Source organism: Streptomyces sp. rh34 (assembly GCF_002551245.1).
GTDB lineage: Bacteria > Actinomycetota > Actinomycetes > Streptomycetales > Streptomycetaceae > Streptomyces.
The window spans coordinates 1-16081 of sequence record NZ_NTGZ01000036.1; the positions used below are offsets into that span (position 1 = coordinate 1).

Sequence of the window (16081 nt, forward strand, 5' to 3'; positions counted from 1 at the left end):
GCCCCGCCCCCAGCGGGTCGTCCACCAGCCGCTGGGCGGCCTCCGCCCGGACCAGCACCTGGGCCGGATCGGTGTCCGGCAGGGCGCGCAGGGCGGCAGCCGCCTTCGCGGCGTCGCCCGGGGCGGCGCTCAGCCACCATTCGGTCGCCTCGATCGTGGCGGTGGGCCGGTGGGCCAAAACCTCGGTGACGGCCTTCAGGTCCAGCAGCAGCGCGCCGCCGCTCGCCACCGGGTCCGGGGCGCCGGACGAATCGGCGGCCCCGGTGGTCGGCAGCCGTCGCACCGCCTCCGCCAGGGTCACCCGGACGGTGTTCCCGGCCAGGGTGAGGTCGATCTCGTCGCCCAGCTTCGAGCTCGTGCTCTTCAGATAGGCGTCCGTCGCGACCGCCTTGACAGCGGCGGCCTTCGGCCGGGCGGCGGTGATCCGCAGAGTGCCGGAGGCCTGCTCCCAGGTGTCCTGGCTGCCCACCCCGGTGTCGTACGTGAAGTCCGGCACGCCCGACGTCCCGTTGCGCACCGGCGGTGCGCCCGGCCGGTCCTCACCGAACTCGGTGAGCGTCATGGACGCGTCCCAGCGCACCGATTCCGGTGCCGCCACCGGGCGTTCGGAGCCGGCCCCGGTGACCACCCGTACGTCGCTCACCGAGATCCTCCGCTTCTGCGCGTAGTCGGACGGCGGCACGGCGTCCACCTCCAGGCCCGTCACGGCCAGACCGCCCGCCGCCGACACCGGTACGGACACGGGGACCGGGCGGCCGTCCACGGGCACCGGACCGGCCAGGGCCCGGTAGGGGAGCCCGTAGCGGTCCTCCAGGAGCACGGTGACCACCGGCGGTTCCTCGTCCGTGGGCGCAGAGGATCCGGAGCGCTTCGGCGACACCGTGGTGATCCGCAGGTCCAGCTTCAGCCGGGTGCTGTCCTTCGGGAGTACGAGCCCGGGGCGCGACGCCCGCTCCGGGGCGATGGCCGCGAACAGCTCGCGCGGGCTTCCGTCGGCGAGGTCGGAGCGCATCAGCATCCGCTCGTCCGCGTGGGCCGTGTCCAGGGCGAGGACCTCGGCGGTGCGCCCGCCGGAGGCCTCCACCGTCGCACGGTAGGCGGGTGCCGCCTGCCGCACCCCCTCCAGGGCGCTGTAGGCGCCGGCCGTCGCCGGACCGCTCCCGTGCCCGCCCACGAGCCGGACCGAGGCGCCGGAGCCGAAGTCGGCCTGGTCGGACTGCGAGCGGTTCCAGGAGGCGCTCTGCCCGATCGCCAGCATGCCCATCGCGACCGACAGGACCAGCAGCAGCACCGGCCCCGCGCCGCGCAACGGGCGCCGGCTGAACTGCCAGCCCGCCAGGGCCGCGGGAAGCCCCCGGCCCTTGGCCGCACGCCGTTCGGCGAGCTTCGCCGCGGGCGGCAGCAGACGCAGCGTGAGGACCGTCCCGGCGAGCAGCGCCAGGGCCGGAGCGGTGACCAGCAGGGGGTCGATCCCGAGGTTGCCCGCCTGGTCGCCGCTGAGCGCCCCGCTGCCGGACTGCCGGTCCAACTGCCAGTACGCCACCGCCGCGATGAGGAGCAGCCCGAGGTCCGCGCCCGCCCGCACCGGACCGGGCAGCGACGCGGCCCGGGTCCTGAGCCCGCCGGCCCCGGCCGCCAGCGACGGAGCGACCACGGCCAGGGCGCAGGCAAGAGCGACGGCCGCGGAGACCAGCCACACGGTGCCGGTCGAGGCCTCCTGGACCTTCAGCCCGATCCGGGACAGGGCGCTGCGCTCGGCCAGCAGCCCGGTCAGCGGCCCCGCGAGCAGGGGGGCGATGACCGCGGCGGGCACGGCGAGCAACAGTGCCTCGATCGCGGCGAACGAGGTGATCCGGCCCCGCGAACCGCCCCGGGCCCGCAGCAGTTCGCGCTCCCCGTCGCGCTCGCTGTTCAGCAGCCGGGCCACGAGCAGCAGGGCGTACGCGGCGAGCAGCACCAGCTGCACCGCGACGATCATCAGCGTGGAACGGGAGACCAGCAGCGCCCGGTCGAGCTGGTCGAGCACGGTGGGCAGCGACGTCCGCACGGTGAGCCCGGACGCGAACACCGGTGCGGCCGCGAGGGCCTTCGGGGCGGCGGCCGACGTCTCGCGCAGCCCCTCCATGGAGCCGGTGGTCAGCTCGGTGAAGTCGGCGGACGCCAGCCAGGACGTCTCGCCCTCACTGAGCACGCCGGCGGAGAGGACCGAGGGATCGGTGAGCAGGGGGCCGTACGTCGTGAAGGCGAGCTTGCGCACCCCGCGCCCGCCGAGCGGATCCAGCTGCCAGTACGGGTCGGACCGGTCGGCGGCCTCGTAGACGCCGGTGACCAGGACCCGCTGCTGCTTCTTGTCGTGCAGCCGGTCGGTGACGGTGAGCCGCGCGCCCGGCTTCAGCTTCAGAGCCTCGGCGGCGACGACGGGCAGCGCGACCTGGACGGGGCCGGAGCCGTCGGGGGCTTCGGGCGCCTTGCCCCCGGTGATCCGCACCCGGCTCGGGTCGAGGGCGGCGAAGTGGGTGAGGTCCGGCTCGCCGCGCCGGGCGGCCGGGTCCTGCAGGTCCCGCGGCAGCGCGTAGGACCCCGAACTCTCCAGCTTCCCCACGGTCACGGGCAGGCCGTCGAACGCGTCGCGGGAAGCCTCGCGGACGGCTTCGTCGGCTTCCGTGCGCTGTTCGTGGTCCACGGACGCGGAGACGACGAGGGCGGCGGAGGCGGCCGACCCGTGGGTGAGCGTGTGGCGCAGGGCCGCGTCGCCCACGGAACCTACGAGCGCAGTGAGCGCCGCCAGGACGGAGGTGGTCAGCAGGACGGCCAGAACGGCCGCGGACAGCAGGAGGCGATGAGCCCTCACCCGCAGAAGGACGAAACCCGTCACCTGATCCCCCAGCCCCGGAAACACCGCGTGCGCACGCCCCCCGACGTACGGGTGATGCTTTCAGAGGCGACAGGTTCTGGTAACCGCTTGCAGGCGCACCTTGATGCGATCGTGATCGTTATGCGGAGGTGCGGTGGCGAATTTCGGAGTTGCCCGGTTACAGATCGTGCATATGTGATCAGTGGGCGCTGGTGGCGGTGATCAGTCGACGTGATCTGTCGACGGTGATCAGTCGACGGTGTTGACCATTGAGGCGGCGGCGTACGTCAGGTAGTCCCACAACTGCCGCTCGTGCTCGGGCGCGAGCCCCAGTTCGTCCAGCGCGACCCGCATATGGGCGAGCCAGGCGTCATGGGCCGCCCGGTCCACCCGGAACGGCGCGTGCCGCATCCGCAGCCGCGGGTGGCCCCGGTGATCGCTGTAGGTGCGCGGGCCGCCCCAGTACTGCATCAGGAACAGCGCGAACCGCTCCTCGGCCGGCCCCAGGTCCTCCTCCGGATACATCGGCCGCAGCAGCTCGTCGCCCGCCACGCCCTCGTAGAAGCGATGCACCAGGCGCCGGAAGGTCGCCTCGCCGCCGACCTGCTCGTAGAAGGTCTGCTCCTGAAGCGTGTCGCGCGGAATCTCAGTCACCCGTCCATGGTCGCAGACGCACCGACCGGGAACGGGGGTCCTAGGACCAAGGACCGGGAGCCCGGCCGAATACCGTCGGACGGGGAGCCCGCCGCCGGATACCACCCGACGGAGACCACCGGCCGCATACCGCCCCGCCGTATCCGCGTCCCCCCGCCCCGGCCCGTCGCCGCTCGCCCGCGCGGCTCCGGCGCAGGACAGTGGAGACATGGGTGCACACCGGCAAGGCCCCTCCCCGACCGACGCCGAGGCCGACGCGGCGCGGGAAGCCCTCGTGCGGGAGATCGCCGCGCGGGGCGCGTTCACCGACCCCGCCTGGCGCACCGCGTTCGCCGAGGTGCCCCGCCATCTGTTCGTGCCGTTCTACTACGTGCACGGCATCCGGGGCTACGAGCGCCTCTGGGGCGAGGACCCCGACCCCGAACGGCGCTCCCGCTGGCTGCGCGGCGTGTACGCGGACGGTGCGCTGGCCACCCGGCTCAAGGACGGTGAACTCGTCTCGTCCTCCAGCCAGCCGTCCCTGATGGCCCTGATGCTCGACGCCCTCGACGTACGGGACGGACACACGGTCCTGGAGATCGGCACCGGCCCCGGCTACAACGCGGCGCTGCTCGCCCACCGGCTCGGCGACTCCGCGGTGACCAGCGTCGACCTGGACCCGGAGATCACGGAGTCGGCCCGGAGCCACCTCGCCGCGGCCGGGTACCACCCGACGGTGGTCACCGGCGACGGGGCCCGGGGCTGCCCGCGACGCGCCCCCTACGACCGGATCATCGCGACCTGCACCCTGCCGTCCGTGCCGGAGGCCTGGCCGGAACAGTGCCGTCCGGGGGCGCGCATCCTCGCGCCGCTCGCCACCGGCCTGGTCCTGCTCCAGGTCCGCACGACGGCGCACGGTCCGCGCGCCGAAGGGCACTTCCTGCACACCCCGGCGTACTTCGTGCCCCTGCGCGGAGCGCTCCCGGGCCCCGGCGAGCTGCCGCACCTCGGCGGGCTGCCGCGCCGGGTCGCCGGGGACGATCTCTTCCGGTTCCTCCTGACGCTGACGGCGGGCACCCTCGATCCGCACGAGGCCCTCTCCCTCTGGGAGCGCGAGGAGCGCCCGCAGCGGGAGAGGTACGGCATCACGGTCGGCCAGGGCCGCCAGTGGGCCTGGCTCGACGACCCGCAGGGCCCGTACACCTGGCCGCTCGCCGCCGGGTGAGGCGGCGCGTGCTGCCTCAGTCCCGGCGCACCGTGATCGTCGTCCACGCCCCGACGTGCACCTGGTCGCCGTCCTGGAGCGCTACGGGGACGTAGGGCTGGATCGGGTCCTCGGCGCCGTTCAGCGTGGTGCCGTTGGTCGAGTTCTGGTCCACGACCGCCCAGCTGCCGTCGGGCTGCTGCACCAGTACCGCGTGCTGGTGCGAGACGCCCGGGTCCTCCGGGGGCACCGACAGATCGACGTCGGGGGACTCGCCGGTGCTGTGCCGGCGACGCCCGATGGTGATCTGGCTCCCGGTGAGCGGAAGGCGCTGCTCCGGGGAGTACGCGGGCAGGTTCAGCCCGGTCGCCTCGGGGCCGCTGCGCTGCATCATCGCGAGGAAGTACGCACGGTCGGGAGCGATCACGGCGGTCCATGAGGTGGACTGCTGTGGCCGACCCTGGCCCGGCACCCCACCGTGCTGCTGGCCCTGGTCGTATCCCTGGTCCTGACCCTGGTGGGGGCCCGGCTGCTGGAACGCCTGCGGCGGCTGCGGCGGCTGTTGGGCCTGCTGGGCCTGCTGGGCCTGGGAGGGCGGCGGCAGCATCCAGTCGTCCCCGCCGCCGGTGTGCCCCGACGGCTGCGGCGGCCCGGGCGGTGCCGACTGCTGCTGCGGCGGCGCGAAGGGAGAGGCCTGCTGGGGCTCGAACGGCGAGGGAGCCGATGGCTGCGGTTCGAACGGCGAGGGCGTCGAGGGAGCCGGCTGCCGGGGTTCGAACGGCGAGGGTCCGGACTGCTGCTGCGGCGGGGGACCCTGCTGGAACGCCTGCGGCGGAGGCCCGCCCTGGATGCCGTTCCCGTGCGGACCGCCGTTGCCTTGCGGGCCGTTCTGCTCGGGGGCGAGCGGTTCGGCGGGACGGTTCATCTGCGAGGGACGCGAGCCCTGGTAGTCGAACAAGTCGCGCGGCTGGGGCGCGCCGGGCGGACCGCCCTGGCCACCGGGGCCACCGGGACCAGCTTGTCCGCCGGGGTTGCCGGGGCCGCCGGGGTTGCCGGGACCAGGCTGTCCACCGGGGCCACCGGGGCCACCGGGGCCACCGGGGCCACCGGGCCCGCCGGGGCTCTGTGCCTGGAATCCGGGCGGCAGGTTGAGGCCGGGCGGGGATCCGCCGGGCGTGCCGTGCTGCGGGGCCAGCGGGGTGTAGGAGGTCGCCGTGTTGGTGAGGAAGTTCCAGCGGCACTCCTCGCAGTACGGCGCCATCGCCTCACGCGGCGTGCGGCACTGCGGGCACAGCTCCGCCTGCATGGTGGGCTGGCCACCGCCGGAACCCTGCTGCGGGTAGCCGTAACCGGGCGCGGGCGGCGGCGGGGGAGGCGGGGGCACCGCGCCCGCGGGCGCACCGCCGTTGGCCATGCGGTGTCCGCAGACCTCGCACCAGTCCTCGGAACCCGACTGGTGTCCGTTCGGGCAGGTCGGCATGTCGGCGCTTCCCCCTCTCCTCTTCCGGCCCGGAGGCCGTCATGCTGTCGATCGCGGGCGTCCTCGCCCGACGCGTACGCAGGGTTGTTCTGTGCTCACGGCCCGGTGGTCGTCCGATGACCGTGCCGTGCTACTTCTTGACGCGAACGGTCTTGGTGGAGCGCGTTTCGAGGGTCATCTCGTCCGCTTCCGCAACCTTCGCCTTCAGTCGCACAGTACCTGTCGCGGCATCGACGACGTCGACCACCTTCGAAAGCAGCCTCGCGGTGTCCTGGTTCCCGGACGCCGACGCCAGCTGCACCGCACGGCCCAGTTTCGCCGTCGCGCCGTCGAAGTCACCCGACTTGCGTGCGTCCAGGCCCTGCTGGATGACCTGTGCCAGCTCCGCCTGACCCGTGTAGTGCGCGACCTGCGGATTGATCGAGGTCGACGCCACCATGTCGTCCGTCCACACCGCCCGTACGAGCCCCTGCGACAGCGGCTGCGGAGCGCCCGCGCCCGAGGGGCCGGGCAGGATCAGCGAGACCCGGGCGGCCAGCATCTCCTGGCCGATCCCGGCCTCCGGCACCAGGACGCACACGTGGTAGTCGCGGGACTCGTCGCCCCAGGAGCCGGTCGGGTAGTCACCGGCGCGCGGGCCCGCCTCGGCCCGCCGCCCGGTCAGATCCGCGACCGTGGGTGCGACCTGCTTCACGAACCGGATCTCCACCCCCACCGGCGTCCAGAGCCGCAGCGCCACGTCCGCGACCTCCTTGCCCATGACGTTCTCCATCATCCGCGTGAAGTCCGCCGCCAGGCCCGCCGGGTCGGCGACGATGTCGGCCGTGCCGAGGAGGGCGGCGGCGATGCCGGTGACCTCCTTCACCTCCCAGTCGGTGCCCACCCCGCGGGCGTCGCAGGTGAACCGGCCGGCGCAGGAGTCCAGGGCCGCCCGCAGGTCCTCGGGCGCCTCGTGCTCGTTGCGGCCGTCGGTCAGCAGGATGCCGTGCCGGATGCCCACCTCGGCCGCGCCCAGCAGCCGGTCGGCCAGCCGCAGCCAGGTGCCGATCGCGGTGCCCCCGCCCGCGCTCAGCTTCCGCAGGGCGTCCTTGGCCTGGCCCTTCGTCTGCCGGTCGGCGACCGCGAGCCGCCCGTTGCCCGGATAGACGTCCTTGGCCACATGTGTTCCGGCGACCACCGCGAAGCGGGTGCCCTCGCGCAGGGCGTCGATGGCCGCCGCCGTCGCGTCGCGCGCGTTGCGCATCTTCGTCGGCGGGTAGTCCATCGAGCCCGAGCAGTCGACCATCAGCACCACGGCCGCGTCGGGACCCTGCCCCGGCCCGTACGTGGGCGCGGGCGCCGAACCCGCCAGCGGTACGCCGCCGGTGGTGCCGCCGCCGGTCGAGGTCACGGTGACGATCGCGTTGACCTCACGGCCGCCCTCGGGCAGGAACGCGTTCTGGTACACCTCGACGGAGAACTGCGGCACGTTCGACTTGGAGAAGTTGGCCATCTGGTCGGCTCCTTGAGGCTCCACGGGGGATCAAGTGATGAGAGGACGCGGGCGGCTGACACGGGGTCGGGGCAAGGGCGGAAAACCGGCTCAAACGGTTTCGCAGGCCGATCCTGCCCCGTCCGGCCGTACGGCGAACGGCAGTAGCGCCACTGTTACGTTGTCGTGGCCCCCGCCGTCGAGGGCGTGCCCGACGAGTACCTGGGCCGCGTGCAGCGGCTGTTCCTGGGCGTCGGGCGGGACGGCGGCGGCCATCTCCCCGGCGGATTCCGCGTAGTTCCACAGGCCGTCCGTGCACACGACCACCAGGCCCGGCCGGTCCGGCTTGAACGCGGCGGTGTGCGGCTCCAGTTCGTACGCGTCGGCGCCGAGCCAGCCGGTGATGGCGTGCGCGCGCTCGTCGGCGTACGCCTCCGCCTCGTTCATCAGGCCGGCCGCCACCATCTGCGCGGCCCAGGAGTCGTCCTCGGTGAGCCGGGCGGTCGGCTGGGTCCGGTCCTCCGGCACCCAGTAGACCCGGCTGTCGCCGACCCAGCCGACGACCAGCAGGCCGCCCGCCGTGATCGCGCCGACCAGGGTGCAGGCCGGGGCGTTCTGGTGGCGGTGCGCGTCGTGCTCCCTCGCCCCGGCGGGTTCCCGCGCCAGGGCGTTGACCGCCTCGGACGCGGCGACGATCGCCTCGTGCATCGCCTGCTGCGGGTGCGTACCGCGCGGCAGGGACTCCAGCAGCGCCTCGTTGGCGGCGCTCGCGGCGGCCGCCGACGCCTCGTCGGGCCGGCTCGCCGAGGAGACGCCGTCGCAGACGATCGCGACGACGGCGGGCGAGCCGTCGGGCAGCGCGGTCGAGGACACCGCGAAGGAGTCCTCGTTGCGGTGGTGGCGCAGGCCCCGGTCGCTGACGGCGGCCACCGCGTCGAGCTCCTGCTCCATGTGGTCGCGCTCACGGGGCTGGGCGTGCCCGCAGTTCTCGCAGTAGCCGTCGGGGTCCACCCGGCCGGAGCGGCAGGCCACACAGACCTTCGCCCCGGGAGCGGCGGCGGGCGCGACGGTGTGTTCCGCCGTACGGGGGTCGGGCGCGGCCGGCGCGAAGTCACCGGAGGCCTCCGAACCACCCGGGGCCGCCCGGTCGTCGTGCCGTACCTGGGCGGCCGGGGACTCCGGCCCGCCCGCCCGCTCCGGCCCGGGCGGCGGGGCGCCCAGCCCGGACACCGCGTCCGGCGTGTCCGGCTCCGTCAGCGGCCTGCCGGCCGAGTCCGTCCCCGGCACGTCCGCCGGACGGACCACGGGCGCGGGCATGTCCGAGCTGTCGGTCTCCTCGGCGGCGGGCCACCGGGTGCCTCCCGCCGGGGCGTCAGGAGGCACGGTGATGGCCAGCGTGGGCCGGTCGGCGGGGCGCGCCGGTACGGCCGAGAAGTCGTAGCCGCACGCCCCGCAGAACAGGTCGCCCGCAGCCGGCGGCTCCTCGCAGCCCGGGCACTTCGGCAGGGCGGGCTGCTGGTGGCTCTGTGACATCTTCACACCCACGTTCGGGGGCGGAAACGGTTGGCCCGCTCCACCAGTTCGATCCTTTCGTCGCCCCGCTGCGCGAGCCGGGCGAGCAACCGGTACGAGCGTTCCAGCCCGAACCGCAGGCCCCGCTCGTTCAGTTCGGCGCCGAGCAGCTTGCGTGCCCCCGGCGGACCGGCGGCCGGTCCGGCCAGCCCCGGAACACCGGGACTACCGGAGAGTACCCAGTCCAGCGCCTTGCCCAGTACCTCGGTCGACAACTGCTCGTGACGCACCGGGTCCAGGCCGAAGGCGGCCAGCGTCGCCACCTGGATACCGGCGGCCGTCAGGTCGGCCAGCAGCGGCTCCCGGTGCGAGCGCTCGCGCAGCCGCGCCCGGACGGCGGCCACCCGCGCCGCCGTGTAGTGGATCGAGGCCTCCGGTACCGACTCCAGGGTGCGTACCGCCCCGGCCCGCTCACCGGCGGCGATCTGTACCCGGGCCAGGCCGAACGCGGCGCTGACGAACCCCGGATCGGTCGCCCACACCAGGCCGTAGTACTCGGCGGCGTTGTCCAGCTGGCCCAGCACCTCCGCACAGATCCCGAGCGCCAGCTTGGGCGCCATCTCCCCGGGGAAGGCGTCGTAGACCGCGTCGAAGGAGAGCGCCGCCGTCTCGTGGTCACCGGTCACCAGCGAGGTCACGCCGCGATACCAGACGACCCGCCAGTCGTCCGGGTGTTCACCCTCCAGGCTGGTCAGCGCACGGGCGGCCGACTCCAGCTCCCGCATCTCCAGCCGGGCCCGCAGCTCCCGCAGCCGGGTCTCCAGCGAGGGGGCCGGCACCGTGTGCAGGGCCGTGATCAGCTCGGCCGGGGCGGAGGCCATGAGACCGGCGAGGAAACCGGCGTTCGGGTCCATCGCGTCGACCCGGGGGACCGGCAGCGCCAACGACGTGGCCCGCGTGTCGAACAGGGCGAGCAGGACGCCCCCGGAGGTCGCCCCGAAGGGGCCGTACGGTCCGGTCGCGACGTACGGCCCGACGGACGTGCCCGGGGCCGGCTCGGCGGCCCGGGGCGCCGGGAGCGGAGCCTGCGCCGGGGGAGCACAGGCGAGCGGGGCGCCGCCCTGGGCCGAGCCCCGGACATGGGTCGGCGGCGCCGCCAGCGGAGAGGCCCCCGCCGGAGACGACGGGCGTGCCCCCGCAGGACCGGGCGGCTGGGCGCCCACCGGCAGCGCCCCGGCCACCGCGGACGTCACGGCCCCCGGCGCGACCGATGGCGTGCCGCCGTGGCTCTGCCACGTACCGCCCTGCGCCGGAACGCCGGACGGCGAACGGCCGCGGCCCGTGCGGCGGGCCCGGAGCCCGCCACGCCCCGAGCCGGTTTCCCGGCCGCCCAGCTGCGAGACGTCGTCCGTCTGGCGGGCGAACAACTCGGTGTCGATCACGCGTAGTTCCGCGCCGAACAGCGTCGACAGAGCGGGACGCGGACGACCCGTCCGGAGTGCCACGACCTCCCGCAGCACCCCCGTCAGCTGCTCGGCCATCTCCGCGGCGGAGGCGAACCGGCGGTCCGGGTCCGGGTCCGTGGCCCGCACCAACAGCCGGTAGAACGACTCGTAGGTCCGGAACACGTCGATGGTGTCCGGGTCCGGCAGCGAGTCCACGAAGACGTTCGTGTACCCCTGGAAGTCGAAGGTGAGGACCGCCAGCGTCCGGGCCACCGTGTAGAGGTCGGAGGCGACGGACGGACCCAGCTCAGCGACCTCGGGGGCCTGGTAGCCGACCGTCCCGTAGATGGCCGACTCGTCGTCGTCCATGCGGCGCACCGCGCCCATGTCGATCAGCTTGAGCTGGTCCTCGGTCTGGATCGCGTTGTCGACCTTGAAGTCGCAGTAGAGGAGGTTGCGGCTGTGCAGGTGGCCGAGCGCCTCCAGCGCCTCGATCCCGTACGCGCAGGCCTGCTCGACCGGCAGCGGGTCGCGCTCCCCGGTGGGGGTGCGCCGCTCGTTGGCGATCTCCTTGAGCGACTTGCCGCCGACGTACTCCATCACGATGTAGCCGTCGAGCGAGCCGGTCCGCTGGTCGAGGTGCTCGACGAAGTTGTAGATCCGCACGATGTTGGAGTGTTCGATCTCGGCGAGGAAGCGGCGCTCGGAGATCGCGGCGGCCATCGCGTCCTGGTCGCCGGTGTCCAGCAGGCCCTTGAGGACCACCCAGCGATCCGACACGGCCCGGTCCACCGCCAGATACACCCAGCCGAGCCCGCCGTGCGCCAGGCATCCCACGACCTCGTACTGGCCGTGCACGATGTCGCCGCCGCCCAGCTTCGGCACGAAGGAGTACGGGTGGCCGCACTTGGTGCAGAACCCCTCGGTGCGGCCCTGCCGTTCACCGCGCGAACGGCCCACCGGAGCACCGCAGTCCGAACGGGAGCAGAACCGCTTGCGCTCGGGCACCTCCGGGTTCTTCATCACCGCCGTGCGCGGATCGGGCCGCGGCACGTCCGGGACCTCCACCAGACCGACCCCGAGCCGCCCCCGGGCCGAGGCCGCCGACGTCGAGCCCGAGGAACGCACCGAGACCGAACGGGACGTGGACGCCCCGGACAGCGAGCGCGACAGCCGGCCGGAGACCGAGCGGCGCGAGGTCGACGAACGCGACGAGGAGCGCGCGGAGGCACGGGAGCCGGAGCGCGCCGATGAGCTGTCCCGGCTGCTCGCCCGGCCGCCCCCGGCGATCCCGGTCGGCGGCGAGGAGACCATGCCCGTCGGCGAGACGACCGGAGCCAGACCGCAGGTGTCGCAGTACAGCTCACCGCCGCCCATGTCCTCGTAATTCCCCTCGCACGCGGGGCGCTGGCACTGCGTACTCATCGTGTCTCCCCCTCATCGCCGGTGCCGGTGCCGGTGCCCCACCGGTCCTGCGGTCCGTCGGGCCGGTGAGGCGTCAGCGTGTCCGCGACCGCGTGCTGGTACCGCAGGACGGCCTGCTCGGCGACCCGCAGATCGCACGGCGCGCTCCACAGCATGCGGCGCGCCGCGTCGTACCGTTCGATCAGCACCGGGTCCTCCGCCAGACCGTGCCGGGCCACCTTCGCCTTGTACGCGTCGAGCCGGCCGCGCAGCTCCGCACGGATCGCCAGCGGGGCCGTCACCGAGGTCAACGACTCCCGGGCGCGCAGCAGTTCGTCCTCGGCCTCCTGCTCCAGCGACTCCAGGAGCGGCGACAGCCGGTGCCACTGGGCGTACCTGCGGTGGTCCGACGCGGCCGCCAGCCGCTCCTGGAGGGCGGTCGGAGGCCCACTGACCGCGGGCACCTCGGAGGCGGCGATCTTGGCCAGCACCTCGCCGCGCGCCGCCCGTGCCTCCGTCAGGGTGCGGTCGGCCCGCGAGAGCACGTCCCGCAGCCGCACCAGCCGCGCCTCGGCGTCCTGCCGGACCGCGAGCACCGCCTCGATCTCCCGCCGTACGTCCTCCAGGGCGCGGGCCGCCCGGTCGTAGCGCGAGGTGTCGGGCCGGCCGCCGCCCGGCGCGGCGCTGCCGGGCCCCGGCAGCCAGAACGCCAGCGGGTCGGAGATCACCTGCACCCGCAGCGTGGCCAGCTCCTCGGTGATCTCCGCCAGGTCGTCCCCGGCCGGATGCTCACCGGGCCGGACCCCCACGGAGTGCGCCAGCGAACGCGTCCGGTGCAACTCGGCGGCGAGCAGGTCGATCCGGGCGGGCAGCGCCGACCACACGGAGTCGGAGGAGACGACCATGTCCAGGGACCTGGCGTACAGCTCGTTCATCCGGGCGACCAGCTCCTGGAGGGAGAACCGCTCGGAGAGCCTTGCCGGGCCCGTGACCGAAGGCGGCGGCACCGCGCCCGGGTTGGCGACGGTGACGGACTCGCCGCGCAGCAGTTCGGTCAGCGCGGCGAGGTCCTCCCGGTTCGGGTGGCGCCGCCGCGCACGGATCTCCCGGGCCTCGGACAGGGCGCCGGCGTACGCGTCGAAATAACCCCACAGCAGGGTGATCGACTGCTCGGTCGTGGCCCAGCGCTCCCGGGTGACGCCGGTCAGCTCGGCGCCCTCCAGGAGCCGGCGGCCGGCATGGTCCTGGAGCGCGAGGAGCGAGGTCTCGATGGCCTCGTGCTCCGCCCCGAGCCGGGCCAGCGCACGGTCCGCCTCCTCCCGGTCCATGACCGGGCCGGGGGGCCTCCCCGCGAAGCCGGGGAAGGATCCCGCGACGCCCATCGATCACCTCTCCGCTCTCCCCGCCGGGCCGGTGGCCCGGCGGGATCGGTCTGTCTCGGTCTGCTCCGGCCCGCTCGCCCCGCCCGTGCGCGTGGGGGCGCTCCGGGTCAGTCGCCGCGGTACTTGGGGGCGGGCGGGCCCGCTATGCCGGGCAGTCCGGCCGCCAGCCACTTGCGGTACGACTTCATCCAGGGGCTGTTCTCCTCGCCCGCCCGGTAGTCGACGAGGACCTTGTTCACCCGGGCCACCAGGTCGTCGGCGCCCTTCTTCGTCGCGACGCCGTAGAACTCCGTGGTGAACGGGGCCTTCCCCTTGAGCTCCACCGCAGGGTCCTGCGCCGCCTGACCGGCGGCCAGGGCGTTGTCCGTGACGATCGCGTCGACCTCGCCGAGCTGGAGCCGCACCAGACAGTCCAGCTGGTTGGGGACGGTCAGCAGGTCCCGGTCGCGCTCGGTGCCGTCGAAGTCGTCCCGGTAGAGCGCCCCGAAGGACTTCTTCTCCAGCGCCTCGTACGCCGTGGAGCCCTCGGCCGAGCAGACCCGCTTGCCCTTCAGCGACGCGTCGTAGCCGGTGATCGTCGACCCCTTCGGGGCGAGCACCTGCTGTCCGGCCTGGAAGTAGGCGGTGGAGAAGGAGACCTGCTCCAGCCGCTTGCAGTTGATCGTCATCGTCCGCACGACGACGTCGACCCGGTCGTTCTGCAGGGCGGCGATGCGCTGGTTGGTGGGGATCGCGCGGAAGATCACCGCGTCCGGGTCGCCCAGGACGTCCCTGGCGATGGCCCGCACCAGATCGATGTCGAACCCTTCCAGCTCCCGGGCCGCCGGATTGCGGTAACCCCAGCGGAAGCTGTTCTGGTCGACGCCCGCGATCAGCTTGCCGCGCTCCTTGATCCTGTCGATGCTGGGCCCGTCGGCGCTCGACGCGGGCAGGCTCGCCTCCGGCTCGGTGCACTCCTCGGCCCGCGCCCGGTCGGCCGTCGCCGCTCCGCCGCCCGAGAGGCTCGCTCCGGCCGCCCCGTCGCCGTGGTGGGCCAGCGGCAGCAGGGTGACCGCCGCGGTGACCGCGCACGCCGCCGCCATCCCCGCCACGCCGCCCCAGCCGCGCAGGCCGCCGCGTGCCGGCCGCTCCTTCGACCTGCTCATCGCTGCCCCTCTCACCGGTACTCCGCGAGCCTGCGGTTGACCCCGACGATCACGGCGGCGGCCCCCAGGACCGCCAGCGCCGCAGCGCCGATCGGCAGGCCCCGCAGGGCACCCCGCCCGTCCTTCGCCGCCGAGGAGAACTCGCCCTGCTCATGGGCGAGCGCCTTCTCCAGCGCGGCGTCCACCCGCTGGAACGACTGCCCGGTGGACTTCTCGGTCCCGATGATCTGCTTCAGGGCGCCGTCGTAGTCGCCGCGGTCGTCCGTGGCACGGGCCTCGCGGTGGCGGGCCTGCCACTCGGCCACGCGCTTGGTCGCGTCGAGGACCGGCGCGTTCCCGCGCTCGTCGTCCGCGAGCCGATCGGCCGTCTCCAACCGGGCTTTCAACGCCTTCATCCCCGTGCCGTAGTCCGTCTCGTACTGGTCGGCGGAGCCGTCGGGGGTCAGCACCGCGCCCCGCGCCACCAGGGTGAGGTTCTCGTTGGCGCGCGCCTTCAGGGAGTTGATCCGCGCGTCGTTGAGCACATCCAGGGACGCCTGGCCGTGCACCATCGCCGACCGCAGCTCCGCACGGGCCACCGCGTGCCCCACGGCCAGCCAGAGCACCACCACCGAGACGGCGGCCGTCGCCGCCAGCAGCCCGTGGTTCAGCACCCGGTTCGTCCGGCGGTAGGTGCGCCACTGCATCCACGCCAGCGCGCCGAGCACCAGGATCCCGGCGCCGAGCGACAGGAGGGGCCACTGCCGGGCGTCTGCGGAGTCCGTCTCCAGCCGGCCGGTCTCCGCCGCGTACAGCCGCTCGGCGGCCGGCAGCATCTCGCCGGTCATCTTCTGGTTCGCGTACCGGAGATAGGCGCCGCCCAGCGGCAGGCCCTGGCGGTTGTTGGCGCGGGCGCGCTCGATCAGCCCCGTGTAGACCGGGAGCAGCTTGTTGAGGGTGGCTGTCTCACGGCTGGACGCGCTGTCGGAGCCGGTGCTCCCCGACGCCTTGACCAGCAGCCGGGCCGCCTCCTCGATATCCTTCCGATACTGCTCGTGCACGGCCTCGGGCTCCTGCGCGCCCGCGAGGAACCCACTGGCCGCCGTCGTGTCCGCGTCCGCCAGGAAGCGGTAGATGTCCGCCGCGTCTGCGCTGAGCGGCTGACTGCGACTGACCACGTCGTCGGCGGAGGAGGCCCGTGACGAGATCTCCAGGGTGGTCACCGCGCCGAACGCCACGACCAGCAGGGCCAGGACGGCACCGATGATCTGGAGCCGGCCGGGCTCGGTCGTCGCCACGGCGCGCAGGCGCTCCGTCCGCGCGGCCCACGTGGTGCGGTCCTGTGCGTCCACGCCGGCGTGCGCGGACACCGGGTCCGGCGGGCGCAGCGTTTGCGTGCCGCCGCTCGGCGGGTGTGTCACTCGACCTCCCCCTCGGTCACTGACGGCGGGCCCCGTCCCCGGCCCAGGGACGCGCGCCCGGCCAGAAGTATGGCCGCGGGGACGGGCATCCACACCAGGAACGCCTGTTTCCCGCATCGGCCGCCGCATCGGCCCCACATCAGTCCCCGCA

Annotated in this window: 10 protein-coding genes; 1 reads left to right on the plus strand and 9 read right to left on the minus strand. The window is 74.1% G+C overall.

The genetic code is table 11. The features are described 5' to 3' along the window. Both CR470_RS10155 and CR470_RS10160 read right to left on the minus strand, forming a co-directional pair. Nucleotides 1–2875: FtsX-like permease family protein (locus CR470_RS10155; protein WP_097867244.1), on the minus strand; the 2875-nt coding region annotated here is incomplete at its 3' end. 228 nt (nucleotides 2876–3103) lie between these two features. After that, nucleotides 3104–3508 carry a globin gene (locus CR470_RS10160; protein WP_097867245.1) on the minus strand — a complete coding sequence of 135 codons (405 nt, stop codon included), beginning with the start codon at nucleotides 3506–3508 and terminating at the stop codon, nucleotides 3104–3106. Between the two features lie 208 nt (nucleotides 3509–3716). Between CR470_RS10160 and CR470_RS10165 the strand changes: the two genes are divergently transcribed. Further along, complete coding sequence (locus CR470_RS10165) at nucleotides 3717–4712, plus strand: methyltransferase domain-containing protein (protein ID WP_097867246.1); 996 nt, start codon at nucleotides 3717–3719, stop codon at nucleotides 4710–4712. 16 nt (nucleotides 4713–4728) lie between these two features. Here CR470_RS10165 and CR470_RS10170 read toward each other — a convergent pair whose 3' ends face one another. The 7 genes from CR470_RS10170 to CR470_RS10200 form a co-directional block, all read right to left on the minus strand. Next, nucleotides 4729–6171: an FHA domain-containing protein gene (locus CR470_RS10170; RefSeq protein WP_097867247.1), complete on the minus strand. Its 1443-nt coding sequence runs from the start codon at nucleotides 6169–6171 to the stop codon at nucleotides 4729–4731. 130 nt (nucleotides 6172–6301) lie between these two features. Continuing rightward, nucleotides 6302–7663 carry a vWA domain-containing protein gene (locus CR470_RS10175; protein ID WP_097867248.1) on the minus strand — a complete coding sequence of 454 codons (1362 nt, stop codon included), beginning with the start codon at nucleotides 7661–7663 and terminating at the stop codon, nucleotides 6302–6304. A gap of 90 nt (nucleotides 7664–7753) precedes the next feature. Beyond that, nucleotides 7754–9175 (minus strand): PP2C family protein-serine/threonine phosphatase, encoded by a 1422-nt coding sequence (locus CR470_RS10180; RefSeq protein WP_097867267.1) that lies wholly within the window; start codon nucleotides 9173–9175, stop codon nucleotides 7754–7756. Nucleotides 9176–9177: 2 nt separating this feature from the next. Next, a complete protein-coding gene (locus CR470_RS10185) occupies nucleotides 9178–12024 on the minus strand; it encodes a serine/threonine-protein kinase (RefSeq protein ID WP_097867249.1) in 2847 nt (948 codons plus the stop codon). Beyond that, on the minus strand, nucleotides 12021–13385 hold the full coding sequence (locus tag CR470_RS10190; RefSeq protein WP_097867250.1) for a hypothetical protein: 1365 nt from the start codon (nucleotides 13383–13385) through the stop codon (nucleotides 12021–12023). Before CR470_RS10190 ends, CR470_RS10185 begins: the two co-directional genes overlap by 4 nt. Nucleotides 13386–13492: 107 nt before the next feature. Next, nucleotides 13493–14530, minus strand: a complete 1038-nt coding sequence (locus CR470_RS10195) for a glutamate ABC transporter substrate-binding protein (protein WP_097867251.1) — start codon at nucleotides 14528–14530, stop codon at nucleotides 13493–13495. 11 nt (nucleotides 14531–14541) lie between these two features. Continuing rightward, nucleotides 14542–15930, minus strand: a complete 1389-nt coding sequence (locus tag CR470_RS10200; protein ID WP_097867252.1) for a hypothetical protein — start codon at nucleotides 15928–15930, stop codon at nucleotides 14542–14544. Nucleotides 15931–16081: the final 151 nt, after the last annotated feature.

Coding starts and splice junctions, on each gene's coding strand:
- CR470_RS10165 (WP_097867246.1), top strand. CDS start 3,717: ATGGGTGCACACCGGCAAGGCCCCTCCCCGACCGACGCCGAGGCCGAC.
- CR470_RS10195 (WP_097867251.1), bottom strand. CDS start 14,530: ATGAGCAGGTCGAAGGAGCGGCCGGCACGCGGCGGCCTGCGCGGCTGG.
- CR470_RS10185 (WP_097867249.1), bottom strand. CDS start 12,024: ATGAGTACGCAGTGCCAGCGCCCCGCGTGCGAGGGGAATTACGAGGAC.
- CR470_RS10175 (WP_097867248.1), bottom strand. CDS start 7,663: ATGGCCAACTTCTCCAAGTCGAACGTGCCGCAGTTCTCCGTCGAGGTG.
- CR470_RS10180 (WP_097867267.1), bottom strand. CDS start 9,175: ATGTCACAGAGCCACCAGCAGCCCGCCCTGCCGAAGTGCCCGGGCTGC.
- CR470_RS10190 (WP_097867250.1), bottom strand. CDS start 13,385: ATGGGCGTCGCGGGATCCTTCCCCGGCTTCGCGGGGAGGCCCCCCGGC.
- CR470_RS10170 (WP_097867247.1), bottom strand. CDS start 6,171: ATGCCGACCTGCCCGAACGGACACCAGTCGGGTTCCGAGGACTGGTGC.